Annotated in this window: 18 protein-coding genes and 2 tRNA genes; 12 read left to right on the top strand and 8 right to left on the bottom strand. The window is 53.8% G+C overall.

Going from position 1 to position 20,433, the window contains the following annotated elements; translation table 11 throughout:
- The first annotated feature begins 49 nt into the window (after window positions 1-49).
- Window positions 50-126, top strand: a tRNA-Asp gene (locus F3J40_RS22225).
- 8 nt (window positions 127-134) lie between these two features.
- Window positions 135-210 (top strand) — tRNA-Trp (locus tag F3J40_RS22230).
- 359 nt (window positions 211-569) lie between these two features.
- On the opposite strand, the gene hdfR is transcribed toward F3J40_RS22230, so the two are convergent.
- Window positions 570-1,397, bottom strand: coding sequence for an HTH-type transcriptional regulator HdfR (hdfR, locus tag F3J40_RS22235; RefSeq protein ID WP_017349922.1), 828 nt, complete (start codon window positions 1,395-1,397; stop codon window positions 570-572).
- 120 nt (window positions 1,398-1,517) lie between these two features.
- On the opposite strand from hdfR, the gene F3J40_RS22240 reads away from it, so the two are divergent.
- Window positions 1,518-1,856, top strand: a complete 339-nt coding sequence (locus tag F3J40_RS22240; protein WP_017349921.1) for a MaoP family protein — start codon at window positions 1,518-1,520, stop codon at window positions 1,854-1,856.
- Between the two features lie 26 nt (window positions 1,857-1,882).
- Here F3J40_RS22240 and F3J40_RS22245 read toward each other — a convergent pair whose 3' ends face one another.
- Window positions 1,883-3,403 (bottom strand): YifB family Mg chelatase-like AAA ATPase, encoded by a 1,521-nt coding sequence (locus F3J40_RS22245; RefSeq protein ID WP_167018151.1) that lies wholly within the window; start codon window positions 3,401-3,403, stop codon window positions 1,883-1,885.
- 317 nt (window positions 3,404-3,720) lie between these two features.
- Here F3J40_RS22245 and ilvL point away from each other — a divergent pair, with 317 nt between their 5' ends.
- From ilvL to ilvA, 6 genes are all read left to right on the top strand, one after another.
- Window positions 3,721-3,819 carry an ilv operon leader peptide gene (gene ilvL, locus F3J40_RS22250; RefSeq protein WP_071524434.1) on the top strand — a complete coding sequence of 33 codons (99 nt, stop codon included), beginning with the start codon at window positions 3,721-3,723 and terminating at the stop codon, window positions 3,817-3,819.
- Window positions 3,820-3,968: 149 nt separating this feature from the next.
- Window positions 3,969-5,615: an acetolactate synthase 2 catalytic subunit gene (gene ilvG / locus F3J40_RS22255; RefSeq protein WP_167018153.1), complete on the top strand. Its 1,647-nt coding sequence runs from the start codon at window positions 3,969-3,971 to the stop codon at window positions 5,613-5,615.
- On the top strand, window positions 5,612-5,869 hold the full coding sequence (gene ilvM / locus F3J40_RS22260; RefSeq protein ID WP_017349918.1) for an acetolactate synthase 2 small subunit: 258 nt from the start codon (window positions 5,612-5,614) through the stop codon (window positions 5,867-5,869). The genes ilvG and ilvM overlap by 4 nt, the downstream gene beginning before the upstream one ends.
- A gap of 19 nt (window positions 5,870-5,888) precedes the next feature.
- Window positions 5,889-6,818, top strand: a complete 930-nt coding sequence (locus F3J40_RS22265; RefSeq protein ID WP_017349917.1) for a branched-chain amino acid transaminase — start codon at window positions 5,889-5,891, stop codon at window positions 6,816-6,818.
- 61 nt (window positions 6,819-6,879) lie between these two features.
- Window positions 6,880-8,730: a dihydroxy-acid dehydratase gene (ilvD, locus tag F3J40_RS22270; RefSeq protein ID WP_017349916.1), complete on the top strand. Its 1,851-nt coding sequence runs from the start codon at window positions 6,880-6,882 to the stop codon at window positions 8,728-8,730.
- A gap of 6 nt (window positions 8,731-8,736) precedes the next feature.
- Window positions 8,737-10,284, top strand: a complete 1,548-nt coding sequence (ilvA, locus tag F3J40_RS22275; protein WP_017349915.1) for a threonine ammonia-lyase, biosynthetic — start codon at window positions 8,737-8,739, stop codon at window positions 10,282-10,284.
- On the opposite strand, the gene ilvY is transcribed toward ilvA, so the two are convergent.
- On the bottom strand, window positions 10,285-11,166 hold the full coding sequence (gene ilvY, locus F3J40_RS22280) for an HTH-type transcriptional activator IlvY (protein ID WP_017349914.1): 882 nt from the start codon (window positions 11,164-11,166) through the stop codon (window positions 10,285-10,287).
- Between the two features lie 150 nt (window positions 11,167-11,316).
- Here ilvY and ilvC point away from each other — a divergent pair, with 150 nt between their 5' ends.
- Window positions 11,317-12,792, top strand: coding sequence for a ketol-acid reductoisomerase (gene ilvC, locus F3J40_RS22285; protein WP_167018155.1), 1,476 nt, complete (start codon window positions 11,317-11,319; stop codon window positions 12,790-12,792).
- A 158-nt stretch (window positions 12,793-12,950) separates the two neighbouring features.
- On the opposite strand, the gene F3J40_RS22290 is transcribed toward ilvC, so the two are convergent.
- The 3 genes from F3J40_RS22290 to F3J40_RS22300 form a co-directional block, all read right to left on the bottom strand.
- Window positions 12,951-14,285 carry an MFS transporter gene (locus tag F3J40_RS22290; protein WP_167018157.1) on the bottom strand — a complete coding sequence of 445 codons (1,335 nt, stop codon included), beginning with the start codon at window positions 14,283-14,285 and terminating at the stop codon, window positions 12,951-12,953.
- A gap of 196 nt (window positions 14,286-14,481) precedes the next feature.
- Complete coding sequence (yhjD, locus tag F3J40_RS22295) at window positions 14,482-15,486, bottom strand: inner membrane protein YhjD (protein ID WP_167018159.1); 1,005 nt, start codon at window positions 15,484-15,486, stop codon at window positions 14,482-14,484.
- Between the two features lie 45 nt (window positions 15,487-15,531).
- Window positions 15,532-16,431, bottom strand: coding sequence for a LysR family transcriptional regulator (locus F3J40_RS22300; RefSeq protein WP_026042872.1), 900 nt, complete (start codon window positions 16,429-16,431; stop codon window positions 15,532-15,534).
- Between the two features lie 115 nt (window positions 16,432-16,546).
- On the opposite strand from F3J40_RS22300, the gene F3J40_RS22305 reads away from it, so the two are divergent.
- Window positions 16,547-17,305, top strand: a complete 759-nt coding sequence (locus F3J40_RS22305) for an SDR family NAD(P)-dependent oxidoreductase (RefSeq protein ID WP_167018161.1) — start codon at window positions 16,547-16,549, stop codon at window positions 17,303-17,305.
- A gap of 42 nt (window positions 17,306-17,347) precedes the next feature.
- On the opposite strand, the gene F3J40_RS22310 is transcribed toward F3J40_RS22305, so the two are convergent.
- A complete protein-coding gene (locus F3J40_RS22310; protein WP_167018163.1) occupies window positions 17,348-18,196 on the bottom strand; it encodes a PhzF family phenazine biosynthesis protein in 849 nt (282 codons plus the stop codon).
- A 101-nt stretch (window positions 18,197-18,297) separates the two neighbouring features.
- On the opposite strand from F3J40_RS22310, the gene F3J40_RS22315 reads away from it, so the two are divergent.
- Window positions 18,298-18,921: a glutathione S-transferase family protein gene (locus tag F3J40_RS22315; RefSeq protein WP_017349907.1), complete on the top strand. Its 624-nt coding sequence runs from the start codon at window positions 18,298-18,300 to the stop codon at window positions 18,919-18,921.
- Here F3J40_RS22315 and F3J40_RS22320 read toward each other — a convergent pair.
- Window positions 18,918-20,372 carry an aminotransferase-like domain-containing protein gene (locus tag F3J40_RS22320; RefSeq protein WP_026042871.1) on the bottom strand — a complete coding sequence of 485 codons (1,455 nt, stop codon included), beginning with the start codon at window positions 20,370-20,372 and terminating at the stop codon, window positions 18,918-18,920. The two genes, F3J40_RS22315 and F3J40_RS22320, sit on opposite strands and share 4 nt — an antisense overlap.
- Window positions 20,373-20,433 lie beyond the last annotated feature (61 nt).

The following is a 20,433-nucleotide window of genomic DNA, read 5'->3' on the forward strand; positions in this document are numbered from 1 at the left end:
CGAAACACCCAAGTTCAGAACGATTTTCTGATTTTGGTACAGTATCGGTGGAGCGGTAGTTCAGTTGGTTAGAATACCTGCCTGTCACGCAGGGGGTCGCGGGTTCGAGCCCCGTCCGTTCCGCCACCCTATTTAGGGGCGTAGTTCAATTGGTAGAGCACCGGTCTCCAAAACCGGGTGTTGGGGGTTCGAGTCCCTCCGCCCCTGCCAGAAAACAATCCTTTGCTTCGGCAAAGGATTTTTTTTGCCTAAAATTCACTGAAATTCCCCTCTTTTTTCCCCATAACACCGTAAAATTATTCCTGCATTCCTGCATTCCTGCATTCCTGCATTCCTGCATTCCTGCATTCCTGCATTCCTGCATTCCTGCATTCCTGCATTCCTGCATTCCTGCATTCCTGCATTCCTGCATTCCTGCATTCCTGCATCAAGGCTATTTTTTATACGTAATGCCGCCTAAAACGACAAAAAACTGCGTCATACCAAAAGAACGGCACATGAATAATAAACCGGAGGTAAAACGACTTCCGGTTTATATGTATGAAGAGGGGGCGTTGGTCGAGCTGAGGTTAATTGGTACGCGGTAAAATAGGGTATTTGAGTAGCTGACGAATATGCGCCTGCTGATCGCTATTCTGTAGCCATACTGCATACAGCGGGCGAACAGCGACAGGGGTATCCGGGATCACCAGTAAATCATCGTATAATCCATCCCAGAAATCAGGCAGGAAGGCACAGGCTCCGGTCGTAAGCAGCATATCGCGGGTTAAAAAAGCCGAAGTCGTTGCTAATACGGGAACATCTTCACTGGCCAGATAGCTTGCATGTTGATGGAAATCCGCCCCCCATTCCAGCTTGATATAATCATATTTTTCTTTTTTCTCTGTCTTACGCGCACGGAATAAAGCCAGTGAAATATGGCCAATCTGCTGACTGGTAAGTTCGTCCATCTTGGGCGCTTCTGTTGTGATCAGCAGGTCAAGTTGCCGTTCATGTAGCTGTTTTACCAGCAAATGTCGTTGGGCTATACGTGCTTCAAGATGCAAACTTTCGCGATTTTCATACAGTGATTGTAGCCAGGGTGTGAGATAAACCTCCCACAATGAGGCACTGGCTCCGATCGATAATTCATGATGCTGCTGAGTATGTGAAACCTCTTTTTTGGCCATCAGCCAGGTGCTCATCAAGCTTTCAGCATAGGGCAATAATCGCTCACCGGCGGATGTCAGGCGAATATTATTACGATGTCGAGTGAAGAGATTTACACCCAGTTGGTTTTCTAACTGACGAATGCGAAAACTAACGGCAGACTGCGTGAGATACAGAGCCTCAGCGGCACGCCCGAAATGACGAGTTCGGCTCACCTCAAGAAAAGTTTTCAGTAATTCCGTATCCACAGCATTCTCCCAAAAATGTTTGTCGTAAAGATTTAAATCTTTTGTTTTACACTCTGTCAAGCCTATCTAATACTCCGCGCCATAAATAGCGCGGCCATATCAGAATCAGGAGCGTGTCGAATGGCGGATAGCTTCGCAACAACAAGTCGTTTCTTTGATAACAAACATTACCCGCGTGGGTTTTCTCGTCATGGTGATTTCACCATTAAAGAAGCCCAGCTTCTGGAGCGTCACGGGTTTGCATTTAATGAGCTGGATCTGGCAAAGCGTGAGCCAGTAACGGATGAAGAGCGTCAGTTCCTTGATGTCTGCCGTGGCGTTCGTGAGCCACAGACGGAAGCTGAACGTGTCTGGAGTAAGTATACTGCTCGGGTTAAACGCCCTAAGCGTTTCCACACGCTGTCTGGTGGTAAGCCACAGGCAGATTCAGTGGAAGACTATACCGACAGTGATGATTAATGGAAAAAGGGCCTAAGGCCCTTTTTTTATGTCAGATTTTTATGCAGCCATGCCATGAGTCGGTCAATGGATCGATAGCTAACGGCTTCCTGTAAATGATGACGTCCAATCGATGATTCCTGCTCCAGATCTGCAATCGTTCTTGCAACGCGAATAATACGCTGCCATGCGCGTACTGAAAGCCCTAAGGCCGTTAGCACTTCCTCCAGCCATATGGCGTCTGCACTGCTAATTTCACAGCTCTTTTTCATCTCTCCTGGTGTGAGATGCGCATTCACCTTTCCTGCTCGTGCCAACTGACATGCTCTTGCCTGCATGACACGCTGTGCAACCTGGGCTGAGCTTTCACTGCTCTGCTGATTTTTACTCAACATACCCGCAGGCAGCAGGGGGATCTCCAGAGAGATATCGAAGCGATCGAGGAAGGGGCCGGAAAGCCGACTGAGATAGCGAAGAACTTGCTGTGGCGAACAGCGGTTATGTGTCCCCTGGTAGTGGCCCGTTGGGCTAGGGTTCATGGCTGCAACCAGTTGAAAGCGAGCAGGAAAGCTCACTTTGGCTCTGGCACGGGAAATGGCTATCTCACCCGACTCCAGCGGCTCACGCAGTGCATCCAGTACCCGACGTTGAAATTCCGGGAGTTCATCAAGAAACAATACCCCATTGTGGGCCAGTGAAATCTCACCAGGCTGAGGCATCGAACCACCCCCGGCCAGCGCAGGTAATGAAGCACTGTGATGAGGCGCGCGGAAAGGCCGCTGTCGCCATTGCTGATGAGATTGCCCGCTATGCACCAGGCTATTGATTGCAGCGCACTCCAGCGCTTCCTGGTCGGTCAATGGGGGCATTAATCCAGGTAACCGGCTAGCGAGCATGGTTTTACCGGTGCCCGGTGGGCCGATGAGTAGCAAATTGTGTCCGCCAGCGGCGGTGATCTCCAGTGCGCGTTTTCCCTGCTCCTGGCCGATAACATCGCTCAGGTCTGGTGGCGCACCCGTCAAATCCGCAGTGGTTGCTTGTGCCCGAGGAAGTGAGGATTGATTACGTAAAAAATTGCACACTTCAAGCAGATGACCGGCAACCAAACTTTCACTGTCCTGAATCAAACCAACATCTTGTTGATTATGATGGGACAAAATCAACTGTCTGCCTGCCGATGAGGCAGCCATCGCGGCGGGAATAGCGCCCTGTACGCCACAGAGTGCGCCGTTCAGTGCCAGTTCACCCAGGAATTCATATTGTGCGAGTTTCGTCTCAGGAAGCTGCTCAGAGGCTGCCAGCAGTGCGATCGCAATAGGCAGGTCGTAGCGTCCCCCCTCTTTGGGGAGATCGGCAGGAGCAAGATTGATGGTGATACGCTTGGCCGGGAAGTTGAATCCACTGTTGATGATCGCGCTGCGTACTCGCTCACGCGCCTCTTTTACCGTTGTTTCGGGCAGACCCACCAGCGTGAGTGCAGGGAGGCCGTTACTGATATGAACTTCAATCGTGACCAGTGGAGCTTCAATACCGAGCACAGCACGGGTTAAAACACATGAGAGTGACATAAAGTCTCCTTATGCCCCTATCGTCGTCGGTCAACATCGCTGAAACCAGTGGTTTTCGTCGATATTGCGCGCTGCTTTCTGATAAATAGTCGCCTGTTGCTGAATTTTCAACGATTTTTAGTGCGCGATCGTAATATTGTTACCTGGCGTGCGTAATGAATATTTATCAAGTTAAAATTTATCCTTCACTTACAACGCGATAAATCACAAATGCCGCATCTGCCATAAAAAAACCGTATGGAAATTATTGTCAAGATGCCCTCGTCTGTGATAACTCTGTAGGTATTACTTCGAATCAACGAAAAAACGAATCGAACATGAAAGCCCTTCTACAAGTGATTAGCCTAGTCGTGATTAGCGTGGTGGTGATTATTATCCCATCGTGCGGGGCATCGCTTGGAGAAAGAAAGGCTTAAAAATCAAGCCTCAAACTCAAGAAACCCCCGCACCGAAAGGTCCGGGGGTTTTTTTTCGACCAGGCGAAAAAACAGTTAATCATCGTGGAGCAAACAATGAACAGTAGCATAAAATTCTGTTGTTCCCGTCAGGATAAAGGAGAATAACCATGACAGGTGCACAGTGGGTAGTTCAGGCAATACGCGCGCAGGGGGTTGATACCGTATTTGGTTACCCAGGAGGCGCGATAATGCCAGTGTACGATGCGCTGTATGACGGCGGCGTCGAACACCTACTGTGTCGGCATGAGCAAGGTGCTGTCATGGCGGCAATCGGTTATGCGCGTTCAACGGGCAAAACCGGGGTTTGTATTGCCACTTCTGGTCCTGGTGCCACCAACCTGATCACGGGTTTGGCGGACGCGATGATGGATTCTGTTCCGGTGGTTGCGATTACCGGCCAGGTCGCCTCACATTTCATAGGTACCGACGCCTTCCAGGAAATCGACGTACTCGGTTTGTCACTGGCGTGTACCAAACACAGCTTCCTGGTGGAATCACTGGAGGAGCTGCCAGCAGTGTTAGCGGAGGCTTTTGCCATCGCACGCTCTGGTCGCCCTGGCCCAGTTCTGGTTGATATCCCGAAAGACATTCAGGTTGCTAAAGGCGAACCAGCACCACACCTTCTGCCGGTTGAAGAGGTGGTCAGCCATTCTGAACAGCATATCGCTGAGGCCCGCGCCATGATGGCTAAAGCGAAGAAGCCGATGCTGTATGTCGGGGGTGGTGTCGGAATCGCCCAGGCCGTTCCCGCGCTGCGTGCACTGGCAGCAGAAACAGGCATGCCTTGCGTGGCAACCCTCAAAGCGTTAGGGGCAGCGGATCCAGAAAGCCCGGTTTACCTGGGAATGTTGGGGATGCATGGCACCAAAGCTGCCAACCTTGCGGTACACCAGTGTGATCTGTTGATCGCGGTTGGCGCACGTTTCGATGACCGCGTTACTGGCAAACTTGATACCTTCGCTCCAGATGCCAGCGTCATTCATATCGATATCGACCCGGCTGAGCTGCATAAACTGCGCCGTGCAAATGTCGCTTTGCAGGGCGATCTCAATGAGATCCTGCCTGCGTTGAGCCAGCCGTTGCAGATTGACGCATGGCGTACTGAAGTGCAGGCGCTGAAAGCGGAATACAGCTGGCGTTACGATCACCCAGGCGAAGCAATTTATGCGCCGCTGTTGCTGAAGCAACTCTCTGATCGCAAGCCTGACAGTGCCGTTGTGACAACGGATGTCGGCCAGCATCAGATGTGGGCAGCGCAGCACCTCTCCTTCACCGCGCCGGAGAATTTTATTACTTCAAGCGGCCTTGGCACGATGGGCTTTGGTTTACCTGCTGCGGTAGGTGCCCAGGTTGCACGCCCTAATGACACCGTGATTTGTGTCTCTGGGGATGGCTCAATCATGATGAATATCCAGGAGCTGGGTACGATTAAACGTAAGCAGCTTCCGGTAAAAATTCTGCTGTTGGATAACCAGCGCCTTGGCATGGTTCGTCAGTGGCAGGAACTGTTTTTTGATGGGCGTTACAGCGAAACCACTTTGACTGATAACCCCGATTTTCTGACGCTGGCCAGCGCTTTTGATATCCCTGGCCAACGCATCACTCGTAAAGATCAGGTCGACGCCGCAATTGATGCTCTGCTGAACAGTGAAGGTCCGTACTTCCTCCATGTTGCGATTGATGAGCATGAAAACGTCTGGCCACTGGTACCGCCGGGTGCCAGCAATGCAAATATGATGGAGAAAACAGCATGATCCAGCATCAATTGTCTATCGAAGCACGTTTCCGCCCAGAGATCCTGGAGCGCATCCTGCGTGTGGTTCGTCACCGTGGTTTTCAGGTCTGCACCATGAATATGGCATCTGCTGCTAACGCGGAGAATATTAATATCGAAATGACCGTTGCTAGCCAGCGTTCAGTCGATTTACTGTCTTCACAGTTAAGCAAATTAATGGATGTTGCCTGCGTCCAGATCCAGCAACAGACAACACAACAAATCCGCGCTTAGTCGCATAAGGAAAGAGACAATGAGCACCAAGAAAGCTGAGTTTATTTGGTTCAACGGGGAGATGGTTAAGTGGGAAGAAGCCAAGGTTAGCGTCATGTCACATGCGCTGCACTACGGTACTTCTGTGTTCGAAGGCGTACGTTGCTACGATTCACACAAAGGCCCTGTTGTCTTCCGCCACCGCGAGCACATGCAGCGCCTGCATGACTCAGCCAAAATCTATCGCTTCCCACTGTCCTACAGCGTAGATGAGCTGATGGAAGCGACCCGCAAAGTGCTGCGTGATAACAATCTGAAAAGCGCTTACATCCGCCCACTGGCGTTTGTTGGCGACGTAGGTCTGGGTGTTAACCCACCAGACGGCTACACCACCGACGTGATCATCGCTGCTTTCCCATGGGGTGCTTACCTGGGTGCTGAAGCACTGGAAAATGGTATCGATGCGATGGTTTCTTCATGGAACCGTGTTGCACCAAACACCCTGCCAACCGCGGCAAAAGCGGGTGGTAACTACCTTTCTTCACTGTTAGTGGGTAGCGAAGCGCGTCGTGCGGGCTATCAGGAAGGTATTGCTCTGGATACCAGCGGCTATATCTCTGAAGGTGCGGGCGAAAACCTGTTTGAAGTGAAAGATGGCATCCTGTTTACCCCGCCATTCACCTCTTCAGCACTGCCGGGCATCACCCGTGACGCCATCATCAAGCTGGCAAAAGATCTGGGTATTGAAGTTCGCGAGCAGACGCTGTCACGCGAATCTCTCTACCTGGCTGACGAAGTGTTCATGTCAGGTACTGCGGCAGAAATCACCCCAGTGCGTAGCGTTGATGGTATTCAGGTCGGTGCAGGTAAACGTGGTCCAGTAACCACTAAAATTCAGAGCGCATTCTTCGGCCTGTTCACAGGTGAAACTGAAGACAAGTATGGCTGGTTGGATCAGGTTAATCCATAACAAGACAGTAACGCGGGTGCCCATGTACCCGCGTCATTTTTCAGACTGGAGTAAATAGAGCATGCCTAAGTACCGTTCCGCCACCACCACCCATGGCCGTAATATGGCGGGTGCCCGCGCCTTGTGGCGCGCCACAGGGATGACAGACGCCGATTTCGGTAAGCCGATTATCGCCGTAGTTAACTCATTCACCCAGTTCGTGCCGGGCCACGTGCACCTGCGCGACATGGGCAAGCTGGTGGCTGAGCAAATCGAAGCTGCCGGTGGAGTTGCTAAAGAGTTCAACACCATCGCCGTGGATGACGGTATCGCCATGGGTCATGGCGGCATGCTGTATTCACTGCCTTCGCGCGAGCTGATCGCCGATTCCGTGGAGTACATGGTGAACGCGCACTGCGCCGATGCCATGGTGTGTATCTCCAACTGCGACAAAATCACCCCAGGCATGCTGATGGCGTCACTGCGCCTCAATATCCCGGTGATCTTTGTGTCCGGCGGCCCAATGGAAGCCGGTAAAACCAAGCTGTCCGATAAAATCATCAAGCTGGATCTGGTTGATGCCATGATTCAGGGCGCTAACCCGAACGTCAGCGATGAAGACAGCGATAAAATTGAACGTTCAGCGTGTCCAACCTGTGGTTCTTGCTCAGGGATGTTCACCGCGAACTCCATGAACTGTCTGGCCGAAGCGCTGGGTCTGGCACAGCCGGGCAACGGTTCACTGTTGGCGACTCACGCCGACCGTAAAGAGCTGTTCCTCAACGCCGGTAAGCGCATTGTTAGCCTGACCAAAAAGTATTACGAGCAGGATGATGAGCGTGTATTGCCACGCAACATCGCTACCAAAGCCGCGTTTGAGAACGCCATGACGCTGGATATCGCCATGGGTGGTTCCACCAACACCGTTCTGCACCTGCTGGCAGCGGCGCAGGAAGGCGAAATCGAATTCAACATGTCGGATATCGATCGCCTGTCACGTAAAGTGCCTCACCTGTGCAAAGTGGCACCAAGTACGCCGAAATATCACATGGAAGATGTGCACCGTGCCGGTGGCGTTGTCGCTATTCTGGGCGAGCTGGATCGTGCCGGGCTGATCGACACCACTGCGCGCAACGTGTTGCAGCAGAGCATGCGTGAAACTCTGGATCAGTACGACATCATGCTGACCGAAGACGAAGCGGTGAAGAAAATGTTCCGCGCGGGCCCAGCCGGTATCCGTACCACGCAGGCCTTCTCACAGGATTGTCGTTGGGACACGCTGGATGATGACCGTGAAAATGGCTGTATCCGTACCCGCGAACACGCCTTCTCACAGGATGGTGGTTTAGCCGTTCTTTACGGCAACATCTCTGAAGATGGTTGTATCGTTAAGACCGCCAGCGTTGATGCTGAGTTGCTGACCTTCAAAGGCCCGGCAAAAGTCTACGAAAGCCAGGATGATGCGGTAGAAGCGATCCTCGGTGGAAAAGTGGTGGCTGGCGATTGCGTTGTCATCCGTTACGAAGGGCCAAAAGGCGGTCCGGGCATGCAGGAAATGCTCTATCCGACCACCTATCTGAAATCCATGGGTCTGGGCAAAGCCTGTGCGCTGATCACCGATGGCCGTTTCTCTGGTGGTTCTTCGGGTCTTTCAGTGGGTCACATCTCTCCAGAAGCGGCGAGCGGTGGCACCATCGCGCTGATTCAGGATGGCGATATGATCGAGCTGGATATCCCGAACCGTCGTATTCACCTGGATCTGCCAGACAACGAAATCCATGCCCGTCGTGAAAAAGAGCTGGCGCGCGGAGATGCAGCGTACACGCCACATAACCGTGAACGTGCTGTCTCATTCGCTCTGCGTGCTTATGCATCACTCGCGACCAGTGCCGATAAAGGCGCGGTGCGCGATAAGTCTAAGCTGGGAGGCTAACAACTGATGGCTGAGTCTCAACCGCTTTCTGCGTCGCCTAACGGCGCGGAGTATTTGCGCGCGGTGCTGCGTGCGCCTGTGTACGAAATTGCGCAGGTCACGCCGCTGCAAAAAATGGAAAAAATTTCATCGCGTCTTGGCAACACCATTCTGGTGAAGCGTGAAGATCGTCAGCCGGTGCACAGCTTCAAGCTGCGTGGCGCATACGCGATGATTGCCGGGCTGACCGAAGAGCAAAAAGCGCGCGGCGTGATTACGGCTTCGGCCGGTAACCACGCGCAGGGCGTGGCGCTCTCGGCCAGCACGCTTGGCATCAAGTCACTGATTGTGATGCCGGTGTCCACGGCAGACATCAAGGTTGATGCAGTGCGCGCATTTGGCGGTGAGGCTTATCTGTTCGGTGCCAACTTCGATGAAGCGAAAGCCAAAGCGATTGAACTGGCTGAGCAACAGGGTTACACCTTTGTCCACCCGTTCGACCATCCGGCGGTGATCGCCGGTCAGGGCACGTTAGCGATGGAGCTGCTGCAACAAGATGCGCATCTCGATCGTGTCTTCGTGCCGGTTGGCGGTGGCGGCCTGGCGGCCGGTGTGGCGGTGCTGATCAAGCAACTGATGCCGCAAATCAAAGTGATTGCCGTTGAGTCAGAAGATTCAGCCTGCCTGAAAGCGGCGCTGGATGCGGGTGAGCCGGTGGATCTGGCGCGTGTCGGTCTGTTTGCTGAAGGTGTTGCGGTGAAGCGCATCGGTAGCGAAACGTTCCGCCTGTGCAAAGAGTATCTCGACGACATCATCACCGTAGACAGCGATGCGATTTGCGCAGCGATGAAGGATCTGTTTGAAGATGTGCGTGCAGTAGCGGAACCTTCGGGCGCGCTGGCGCTGGCAGGCATGAAGAAATACATTCAGCAGCACGACATCAAAGGCGAGCGACTGGCGCATGTGCTGTCGGGCGCGAACGTTAACTTCCATGGCTTACGCTATGTCTCAGAGCGTTGTGAGCTGGGCGAGCAGCGTGAAGCGCTGCTGGCGGTGACCATTCCTGAGCAGCAGGGGAGTTTCCTCAAGTTCTGCCAGACGCTGGGTGGCCGTTCCATTACCGAGTTTAACTACCGCTATGCGGATGCCGATGATGCCTGCATCTTTGTCGGCGTGCGTTTAACTCGCGGCGTGGAAGAGCGCAGTGAGATCATCAGCCAGCTCAATGAGAATGGTTACAAGGTGGTGGATCTGTCGGATGACGAGATGGCGAAGCTGCACGTGCGCTACATGGTGGGCGGACGTCCGTCAAAACCCCTGCGCGAACGTCTGTTTAGCTTCGAGTTCCCGGAAGCGCCGGGTGCGTTACTGAAGTTCTTGCAGACGCTGGGCGCGCACTGGAATATCTCGTTATTCCACTATCGCAGCCACGGCACGGATTTTGGTCGCGTATTGGCGGCTTTTGAAGCCAACGACAAAGAGCCAAACTTCGAAACGCATCTCACGGCATTGGGCTACGAATGGCACGATGAAGCGAGCAACCCGGCGTTTCGCTTCTTCCTCGCCGGGCAGTAATTACAGCAGGTTCCAGAACGCATGAATCAGCGGCTCTCCGAGCCGCTTTTTTTGTACGCAAACGCCCAGTTCAAACGGTGCCAGCGTCTCCACATCCTCCAGAATTAGCACGCGATTGCGCACCGGTTCCGGGCTGTTTTCCAGCACCACTTCCGGCATCAATGCGACACCACAGCCCAGCGCTACCATCGAAACCATCGCTTCATGGCCGGAAACGGTCGCGTAAATTTGCGGATTAGCAATGCGCTGACGGCGGAACCAGATATCGGCACGACGGCGCACCGGCCCCTGATCCGGCAGGATAAACGGGATCTGTCCCCAGTCGGGTTGATCGTCCGTGGCGAGCGCACGCACCGGGCATGGCAAGGCTGGCGCAATCATGATCAGCGGGATCAACCCCAGCGGGGTAAAGTCGATACTGGCGGGCAGTGTTTCGGGCCGTCCGGCAATGGATAAATCAGCCTCGCCCGACTGCACTTTCTCTACCGCATCGGCGGCGTCACCGGTTGTCAGCTTAATTTCCACCTGCGGATGCTCCGCGCGGAAGCGGTCCAGAATCGGGGGAAGATGGCTATAGGCTGCGGTAACCGAACAGAAAATACGTAACTCACCGCTGAGCGAAGGCCCGTTAAGGTCCATCACATGGCGCAGCTGTTGGTACTGTAGCAACGTATGTTGAGCAAACTGGCGCAGCCGTTCGCCTGCTTCGGTCAGGGTTACGGTGCGGTTATCACGCAGGAACAGCGCATGACCCACATCTTCTTCCAGCCGCTGAATCTGGCGCGAGAGGGTCGAAGGGCTGACATGCATAGCACGCGCGGTACGGCCAAAGTGGCAGCTTTCCGCCAGATGAAGAAACAGCTTCAGATCCCGTAAATCCATGTATTACCAGCCTCAAAATGGTGTTGCAAAACCTGCAACGTGACGTTGTTAATATATCAATTTAAGCAACGGATTTCCTGTCATATGATAAGGTCATTACGTTACGGCATAAGCAGTAGCGAAACCGAACCACAGCGAACCGGAGTTCTCATGGCTAACTATTTCAACACTCTGAATCTGCGCAACCAGTTAGCGCAGTTGGGTAAATGTCGTTTCATGTCTCGCGATGAGTTCGCAGACGGCGCAAGCTTCCTGAAAGGCAAAAAAGTCGTTATCGTTGGCTGTGGCGCTCAGGGTCTGAACCAGGGCCTGAACATGCGTGACTCCGGTCTGGACATCGCTTATGCACTGCGTGCTGAAGCGATCGCTGAAAAGCGTGCTTCTTACCGCAAAGCGACCGATAACGGCTTCAAAGTAGGTACCTACGAAGAGCTGATCCCACAGGCGGATCTGGTCGTTAACCTGACTCCAGACAAACAGCACTCAGCGGTGGTTCAGGCGGTTCAGCCTCTGATGAAAGATGGCGCAGCGCTGGGCTACTCACACGGTTTCAACATCGTTGAGTCTGGTGAAACCATCCGTAAAGACATCACTGTTGTGATGGTAGCACCGAAGTGCCCAGGTACCGAAGTGCGTGAAGAGTACAAGCGTGGTTTCGGTGTTCCAACCCTGATCGCGGTTCACCCAGAAAACGATCCAAAAGGCGAAGGCCTGTCGATTGCTAAAGCCTGGGCTGCTGCAACCGGCGGCGACCGTGCTGGCGTACTGGAATCTTCCTTCGTTGCAGAAGTGAAATCTGACCTGATGGGCGAGCAGACTATCCTGTGCGGTATGCTGCAGGCCGGTTCTCTGCTGTGCTTCGACAAGCTGGTAGCCGAAGGCCACGACGCGGCTTACACCGAAAAACTGATTCAGTTCGGCTGGGAAACCATCACCGAATCACTGAAATTCGGTGGTATCACCCTGATGATGGATCGCCTGTCTAACCCGGCAAAAATCCGTGCTTACGCACTGTCTGAGCAGCTGAAAACCATCATGGCTCCGCTGTTCCAGAAGCACATGGATGACATCATCTCTGGTGAATTCTCTTCCGGTATGATGGCTGACTGGGCGAACGACGACAAAAACCTGCTGACCTGGCGTGAAGAGACCGGTGCAACTGCATTCGAGAACGCACCACAGTTCGAAGGTAAAATCGACGAGCAAGAGTACTACGACAAAGGCGTTGTGATGGTTGCCATGGTGAAAGCGGGCGTTGAGCTGGCCTTCGAAACCATGATCGATGCAGGCATCATTGAAGAGTCTGCTTACTACGAATCACTGCACGAGCTGCCGCTGATCGCGAACACCATCGCACGTAAGCGTCTGTATGAAATGAACGTGGTTATCTCTGATACCGCAGAATACGGTAACTACCTGTTCTCCTTCGCGGCAGTTCCACTGCTGAAAGAGTTCATGACCACTCTGCAGCCGGGCGATTTGGGCAAAGCGATTGAAGGCACTCAGGTTGATAACGCGCAGCTGCGTGATGTTAACGAAGCCGTTCGTCAGCACCCAATCGAAGCGGTTGGCCGTAAGCTGCGTGGCTACATGACCGACATGAAACGTATCGCAGTTGCTGGCTAAGCCACACGCGACACAGTTTTCAGCACAAGAAGAACCCCGGCTTGCCGGGGTTTTTTTATGCCTGATAGCAGAATGCTTCCCTCAGGGCGCAAATCGCACCCATCCCACCAATAAAAAACCCGGCCTAAGCCGGGTTTCATCACATCAAACAGCAACGATTATACCGCTTCATACAACGTCTGATGGCGTGTCTCTTTACAGGCAATCAGCGCTATCAGCGTGAGTACCGCCATCGACGCCAGATAATAACCCACCGCCTGCAAGCCATAATTCGCCGTTAACCAACTGGCGATATATGGCGCAACAGAAGCACCCAGAATAGACGACAGATTGTAGGAGAATGATGCGCCGGTATAACGCACTTCGGTCGGGAACAGCTCTGGCAGCAGGGCACCCATCGGACCGAAGGTCAGGCCCATTACGCTCAGACCCAGCAGCAGGAAGATCATCACCAGTGGCTGTGAGCCTGAACCCAACATGCTTGGGAACAGGAATGAGAACAGGATCATCAGCAGCGTAATGATAATCATGGTTTTGCGGCGACCAAAGCGGTCAGCCAGCAGGCCCGCAATCGGCACCATCACACCAAAGCCAATCACCGCCACCATCAGCATCCACAGGAAGCTATTACGTGAGAAGCCGAGACCATGAGGGACTGGCGCGGTGCCATAACTCATGGAATATACGGTCATAATGTAGAACAGGGTATAGGTTGCGAGCATGATAAAGGTGCCGAGAATCGTCGCGGTCAAATGCTTGCTCAGTAGCGTGCCAATCGGCATTTTTACCTGCTTGTTCTCTTTCTGCACTTTGGCAAATACCGGGCTTTCATGCAGCGAAACGCGAACATACAGGCCAATGATCACCAGCACGGCGGAGAGCACGAACGGCACGCGCCAGCCCCATTGCATAAACTGGGTGTCTGTCAGCAGCCACGAGAGCAGCAAAAACGTGCCGTTGGCAAAGAAGAAGCCAATCGGTGCGCCTAGCTGTGGGAAGGAGCCATACAGCGCACGTTTCTTCGCGGGGGCATTTTCGGTCGCCAGCAAAGCTGCGCCACCCCATTCGCCGCCCAGGCCTAAGCCCTGACCAAAGCGAGCCAGCGCCAGCAGCAGCGGAGCGGCAACACCGATTGAGTCATAACTCGGTAGCAGGCCAATCACGACGGTAGAAATACCCATCGTTAGCAGCGAGGCGACCAGTGTGGCTTTACGCCCGACGCGGTCCCCAAAGTGACCAAACAGCGCGGAACCAATCGGACGGGCTACAAAGGCGATCGCAAAGGTTGCCAGTGACTGTAGCGTAGCGACCGTTGCATCTCCCTGTGGGAAGAAAATATGCGGGAAGACGATGACCGCCGCAGTGGCGTAAATATAGAAATCAAAAAATTCGATGGCGGTGCCAATTAGAGAAGCCACGACCACTTTTCCGCGCGAATTGACCGGCGTTTCGTCGTGTTTTCTCTCGGGTGACTCTGTGATGGAAGCTTGCATAATTGTTTCTTATTTATAAATAGAGAAACAGAATACTACGCAGCTCAATAGCACCATTCAATGGCGGAAAACCATGCTAAATCGGGCTTTTTCGCCGAAAAAGACGATCATGTTTGCTAATGAATGAATCCCGGCGGATGACCGGGATTCACCTGGGATTTATAGCGAATTACTCTGGTATTTGGCGAAATAAAAGTTAGCCATTAGATTTATATTCTGCCTGATGGGGCTGCGGTAGTTCTGGATCGTCTTTATACTTTGCCGTGGCTATCCATGCGGCGCAGAACAACGTCAGACGGGCGAAGAAGTAGAAAAAGGCCATCAAACCCAATACGGAGCCAAAAGCGGCACCTGAGGGCGACGAAGCCAGTTTCGGCAGCGTCAGCGTCATGATGAATTTAATCACTTCAAAACCGATAGCCGCCAGCAGCGTACCGCGAAACAGCGCTTTTTTGCGCGGTTTATGGCGCGGTAAAATCCAGAAAATCCACAAAAACAGCAGATAGTTAGCGAGGATGGAGATGGTCAGCGCAATGGTGGTGAGCGCCGGACGCAGCCAGTCAATTCCATCCAGCCCTAATGCAGAAACAATCGCTGCCTGCGCCGCACCCGCCACCGAAGTCAGCGTTAGCGTGATCACCAAGGCCAGCATCAGCCCCAGCAGAGAGAGCAGGTCACGCGCATATTTCTTCCAGATTTTCTCCTGATCGTCGGGTTTACGCTCCCACACATCGCGCGACTGCGCTCTCACCGCTTCACGCAGATTGCCCATCCAGTTGATACCGGAATAGAGCGCCAGCAATAAACCGGTTAATCCCACGGTAGCGCGCTGTTGAATGGCCGTATTCACCGTATTCTTGAGGGTGTTTGCCAGCGTAGGATCGCTGATGCTACTGACGATCTTATTGATCAGATTAGTTAAAAGATCCTGGTTCGAGGCCAGTACAAATCCCACGGCGGCAAAAGACACCATCAAAATCGGGATCAGCGAAAGAAAGGAGAAGTAGGTGATGGCCGCACCAAACTGGCTGCCAAGGCGATCGTTAAAACGATCGATGGCACGCAGGAAATGGGCCACCGCCGGAATCGCCCTGAACCAACTGGCAAAGCGTGATACGCGCCGGATTGAACGATCTACCGAGGCGTGGCCGGTTTTAATATCAATCAGCGGTTTTTCTTCGGTTTTCTCTTTATCCGTCATTACAACTTATCTTCCTGTTAATTGTTCACACTTCAGTATAGTCACTCAGGTCACATACTCTTGCAGCACTTGTCCCAGCCACTCCATAAACACGCGGACGCGGCGTGCCACATTGCGGCGATGGGGATACAGCAGCGAGACCTGCATCGGTTTGGCCGGGAAATGGTGCAGGACTTCCACCAGTTGGCCAGACTCCAGCAGCGGCTGAATACCCACCGCAGGGACCTGAATAATGCCCAGCCCGGCAATGCAGGCCGCACGGTAGGTTTCGGTGCTGTTTACCGTCAGCACGCCGCCAGTATGAATGTAATGACACTGCTTACCGTCAAAATATTCAAATCCGGCATTGGGCTGCCCCAACTGTTGAGCGTAATGCACCATCGCGTGCTGCGACAAATCCTCTAACCGGGTGGGCATCCCGAAGCGAGAAAGATAGCCAGGGCTGGCGCAGTTGATCAGGGTGTGGGTGCCAATTTTTCGCGCAATCAGGCCGGAATCTTTCAGCTCACCCACACGGATGACACAGTCAAACCCTTCGCGCACCACATCCACTTGTCGATCACTGCAACTCAGTTCCAGCTCAATGCCGGGATACTGCTGCAAAAACTCAGGTAGGCGCGGCAAAATGGTGGTGGTCGCCATGGCGACAGACATATCGACCCGCAGCTTGCCACTGAGTGTCGCCGGATCGTGCTGGAACAGGCTGTCTACGTCATCCAGCATCGCCAGCAAGTCGAGGCAGCGATCATAGTAGACCAGGCCATCTTGTGTCAGTTGTACCCGGCGAGTGGTGCGATGCAATAGGCGGGTGCCCATCTGATTTTCCAGAGCCTGAAGCTGGCGCGATACGCTGCCTTTAGGTAATCCCAGACTTTCCGCAGCGCGGGTAAAGCTGCCCATTTCAGCTACTCTTACAAACACCTGCATTGCGTGAATTTTATCCATCTCTGATCTCGATTGTTGTTATCAGTGAAACAGTGCGGCGCATCTACCTGTGTTTATAGATCAATTCGCATTGAATATCCTTATCGGGTGTTCAATTTTCCAACTGAGGCGAATCATGAGTCATAAAATTGCGTTAATTACCGGCGGAAACCGTGGTTTAGGCAAGAATGGGGCGCTAAAACTGGCCGCCAAGGGCGTAGATATTCTGTTTACCTACCGCAGTCATGCTGAAGAAGCCCAGGCGGTGGTGAAAGAGATTGAAGCGCTGGGAGCCCGGGCAGTGGCGCTACAGCTGGATGTGGGCGACATTCGCCAGTTTGCGGAGTTTGGCCAGCAGGTCAAAACGACGCTGCAAAATCACTGGCAGCGTGACAGCTTTGATTATTTAGTGAACAACGCCGGTCACGGTCACTATAAATTGCTGGCAGAGACCACGGAAGAGGAGTTTGATGCGCTGGTTAACGTCCATTTCAAGGGGCCATACTTCCTGACGCAGACGCTGCTCCCGCTGATTATCGAGGGTGGCCGTATCCTTAATATCTCCAGCGGATTAACCCGCATGACGCTGCCAGGTTCCGGGACTTATGCATCAATCAAAGGTGCGATGGAAGTCCTGACGCGCTATCAGGCAAAAGAGCTGGGTGAACGCGGTATTCGCGTCAACATTTTGGCTCCCGGCGCGATTGAAACGGATTTCGGTGGTGGACGCGTGCGTGATACTAAAGCGCTGAACGAGCAGATTGCCTCGCTGACGGCACTGGGCCGCGTGGGATTACCGGATGATATCGGTGATGCCATCAGCGCCATCCTCAGTGATGAAACCAGCTGGATCACCGCACAACGCATTGAAGCTTCTGGCGGCCAGTCACTGTAATGCGATAAACCGGCATCAGGTGTGCCCTGATGCCGGTCCTGTTTATAGCTCGATAGCCCCGTTGATCACCGTCACCGTCTGCCCACCAATCCAGATAGCTTCAGGCGTGAAGTTCACCTGAATGCGTCCTTCGCGCTGGATAACGCTGCCCTGGCGAGCGAAGTAATCTTGCGTCTGGCCCAGTGCGGCGAAGTAGCGTGCCAGACAGGCATTGGCGCTGCCCGTTACCGGATCTTCGCACAGGCTGCCGTTCTCAATCAGCAGAGCGCGTACTTCAAACTGCTCTGCCTCACCGGCTGGCAGTGGGCCAAACGGCATGACGCCGTTCACCCCGGCGTGTTTCATCAGGCGAGCCAGATCGCTGGCATCAGCGCGCACTGCACGCACGGCTTCAGCGCTCTCCAGCGGGACGACTAACCAGCGAATGCCCATATCCGCCACCATGACCGGGCGGGAGGTGTCAAACGCATCGCTGTTGAGGGCATTGCTGAGTAACGCATCGTCAAACGGGGTTAATACGGCCTGTGGCGCGGCAAAGGCGAGGGCACCACTCTCCGCGATGGCAATATCCACCAGACCAACCCCGCACTGTTGCACTAACTTACCCGGCGTTTTCGGCGTGATACCGGCTTCGAGCAGGGCATGTGCGGTGCCAAGCGTGGGATGCCCGGCGAAGGGCAATTCACCATCGGGTGTGAAAATACGCACAAAATAGTCTGCCGCCGGGTCGCTGGCGGGCAGTACAAAGGTCGTTTCCGACAAATTGGTCCAGCGGGCAATGGCCGCCAGTTGGCTATCATCCAGACTTTGTGCATCCAAAATCACGGCCAGCGGGTTACCTTTGAACGGCGTGCTGCTGAAGACATCCACTTGTTTAAACGCGACTTGCATTGTTACTCCTTTAAAGCGGTTTATTGGACAACAACCATTGCATCTGGGGTTTAACGCGGCTAAGAATGAAGCAAGGAAACGGCAACAGGAGCTTGCTATCAATGCTAAAAATTCTCGGACGCGCCTCCTCAATTAACGTGCGTAAAGTGCTCTGGCTCTGTGACGAACTGGAGCTGGATTTTGAACGCGAAGACTGGGGAGAAGGTTTTGCTTCGACCCATTCACCTGCTTTTCTTGCTCTGAACCCCAACGCCATGATCCCCGTGATTGAAGACGACGGCTTTGTGCTGTGGGAATCGAATACCATTTTGCGCTACCTCTGTAATCGCTATTACGGTAGTTGGCTCTATCCGTTGGCACCGCAGGAGCGGGCAGTGGTCGATCAGTGGATCGACTGGCAAGCCACCGAGCTCAATACCTCATGGCGCTATGCGTTTATGTCTCTGGTGCGTAACTCACCGGCACATCAGGACCCGCGTTTGCTGGCGGCAGCCTGCAAGGGCTGGTCGCACACCATGGGTATTCTTAACCAGCAGCTGACCAAATCCGGGCGCTACATTACCGGCCAGGAGTTCACGCTGGCGGATATCCCCATTGGTCTGGCGGTGAACCGCTGGTTTGAAACGCCGCTCGACCATCCTGATTATCCGGCGGTGCGTCGCTACTACGAGCTGCTCACGCATCGCGCGGGTTACACGCGCTGGGGCCGTAACGGTACGCCTTAATCCTGGCCGGGTGGCAAACCACTCATTTCACAGGCCAGTGCGCCAGTGCGTTTAATTGCCCAGACATAGCGCTCATTAAAGGGATAGCAGCAAGAGAGCCTTAATGCATGATCAAAGCGATGGCTCAGCGAATAGAGCGCACCGGGCGTCAGGCAAATTTGCTCTTGTAGCAGCCGCTGAAAGAGCGCCACCGTATCGACATCACCCGGTAGCTCAACCCAAAACACAAAGCCACCGCGCGGCAGGGTAGCGCGGGTGCCTTGTGGAAAGTGACGCGCAATCAGCCCGCGCGCTTCATCCAGATTCGCTGCATAGCGGCGGCGCAGCTTACGTAGGTGGTGATCGTAGCCGCCACTGGCAAGGAACTGTGCCAGCGTCTCTGACAGCAGCATGGACTCTGCCATGGAAGAGACTGCCTTTAGCCGGGCAATCTCCTGATGAAAACGTCCTGCTGCGGTCCAGCCGATACGAAAATCGGGGGCGACGGTTTTGGTAAAGCTGGTGCAGTAAATGACCCAACCCTCACGATCAAACGCTTTGACCGCCGGAGAGAGCGGCCAGTCAAACTGCAACTCGTCATACAATCCGTCTTCGATTAAAGGAACTTTGTAAGTGCTTACCAACTTAGCGAGACGACGCTTATTCTCCAGCGGCATGCAGCAACCCAGCGGGTTCTGCGCGCTTGGCATCGCAATCAGTGCCTGAATACGATTCTCACGTAGCAGCAGTTCCAGTGCATCCAGCGCCAGCCCGTCTTGCGGATCGGTAGGGATTTCCAACGCTTTCAGCCCCAGCGAGGCCAGCAAGGGGAACAAGAAGAAGTAGGTGGGGGATTCCAGCCCAATACAGTCTCCGGGCTTCGCGACCGCCCGCAGCGCCAGTTGTAAAGCCTCCATACAGCCGTGGGTGAGGGTGATCTCATCGGTATTGAGCCGCATTCCGGCATGTAGAGCCCGGCGTGCAATCTCCTCCCGTAAGTGCTCACTACCTGGCGGAAGCGCGTAGCGCCCGATGATGCCAGGATTACGCCGCAGCAGAGCAGCAGAAATACGCCCCAGTTTTGCCGCCGGATAGAGATCGGCATCCTGTGGGCAAGCAAGGGAGATATTGGTGTAGTCGGGATGGTTTTGTGCGGCAAAGACCTGCTCAATCAGATCCAGTTTCTCGCTGGCCGGTGCCTTGATTTTCGTTTTGTGTTTACTGTTGCGCGTGACTTCAGGCAGAACGCCACGGACGTAGTAGCCCGACTGAGGGCGTGACTCAATCAGCCCACGATCTTCCAGCATCTGCCAGGCGCTGATCACGGTATTCACACTCACCTGGTGAGATTGCGCGACGCGCCGAATAGCCGGCAGGCGTTTACCGGGTTTAAGCGTGCCCTGGTGGATGGCGGTAGCAAAATGCTCGGCCAACTGTTGGTATAGTGGGTCACTGCTGAGGGCAACGGACACAATAGCCTCCGACTTGAATGGGTACAATTTAAAATTAGAGAAACTGTAACCATTACAATAG

It is taken from the genome of Candidatus Pantoea multigeneris, from assembly GCF_011752615.1.
GTDB lineage: Bacteria > Pseudomonadota > Gammaproteobacteria > Enterobacterales > Enterobacteriaceae > Pantoea > Pantoea multigeneris.

What these genes read in the sequence shown, in the direction of transcription:
- ilvG (WP_167018153.1), top strand. Translation starts at nt 3,969, where the DNA reads ATGACAGGTGCACAGTGGGTAGTTCAGGCAATACGCGCGCAGGGGGTT.
- ilvD (WP_017349916.1), top strand. Translation starts at nt 6,880, where the DNA reads ATGCCTAAGTACCGTTCCGCCACCACCACCCATGGCCGTAATATGGCG.
- F3J40_RS22265 (WP_017349917.1), top strand. Translation starts at nt 5,889, where the DNA reads ATGAGCACCAAGAAAGCTGAGTTTATTTGGTTCAACGGGGAGATGGTT.
- F3J40_RS22240 (WP_017349921.1), top strand. Translation starts at nt 1,518, where the DNA reads ATGGCGGATAGCTTCGCAACAACAAGTCGTTTCTTTGATAACAAACAT.
- F3J40_RS22305 (WP_167018161.1), top strand. Translation starts at nt 16,547, where the DNA reads ATGAGTCATAAAATTGCGTTAATTACCGGCGGAAACCGTGGTTTAGGC.
- ilvL (WP_071524434.1), top strand. Translation starts at nt 3,721, where the DNA reads ATGAAAGCCCTTCTACAAGTGATTAGCCTAGTCGTGATTAGCGTGGTG.
- F3J40_RS22315 (WP_017349907.1), top strand. Translation starts at nt 18,298, where the DNA reads ATGCTAAAAATTCTCGGACGCGCCTCCTCAATTAACGTGCGTAAAGTG.
- F3J40_RS22245 (WP_167018151.1), bottom strand. Translation starts at nt 3,403, where the DNA reads ATGTCACTCTCATGTGTTTTAACCCGTGCTGTGCTCGGTATTGAAGCT.
- ilvY (WP_017349914.1), bottom strand. Translation starts at nt 11,166, where the DNA reads ATGGATTTACGGGATCTGAAGCTGTTTCTTCATCTGGCGGAAAGCTGC.
- ilvC (WP_167018155.1), top strand. Translation starts at nt 11,317, where the DNA reads ATGGCTAACTATTTCAACACTCTGAATCTGCGCAACCAGTTAGCGCAG.
- F3J40_RS22300 (WP_026042872.1), bottom strand. Translation starts at nt 16,431, where the DNA reads ATGGATAAAATTCACGCAATGCAGGTGTTTGTAAGAGTAGCTGAAATG.
- F3J40_RS22290 (WP_167018157.1), bottom strand. Translation starts at nt 14,285, where the DNA reads ATGCAAGCTTCCATCACAGAGTCACCCGAGAGAAAACACGACGAAACG.
- ilvM (WP_017349918.1), top strand. Translation starts at nt 5,612, where the DNA reads ATGATCCAGCATCAATTGTCTATCGAAGCACGTTTCCGCCCAGAGATC.
- ilvA (WP_017349915.1), top strand. Translation starts at nt 8,737, where the DNA reads ATGGCTGAGTCTCAACCGCTTTCTGCGTCGCCTAACGGCGCGGAGTAT.
- yhjD (WP_167018159.1), bottom strand. Translation starts at nt 15,486, where the DNA reads ATGACGGATAAAGAGAAAACCGAAGAAAAACCGCTGATTGATATTAAA.
- F3J40_RS22310 (WP_167018163.1), bottom strand. Translation starts at nt 18,196, where the DNA reads ATGCAAGTCGCGTTTAAACAAGTGGATGTCTTCAGCAGCACGCCGTTC.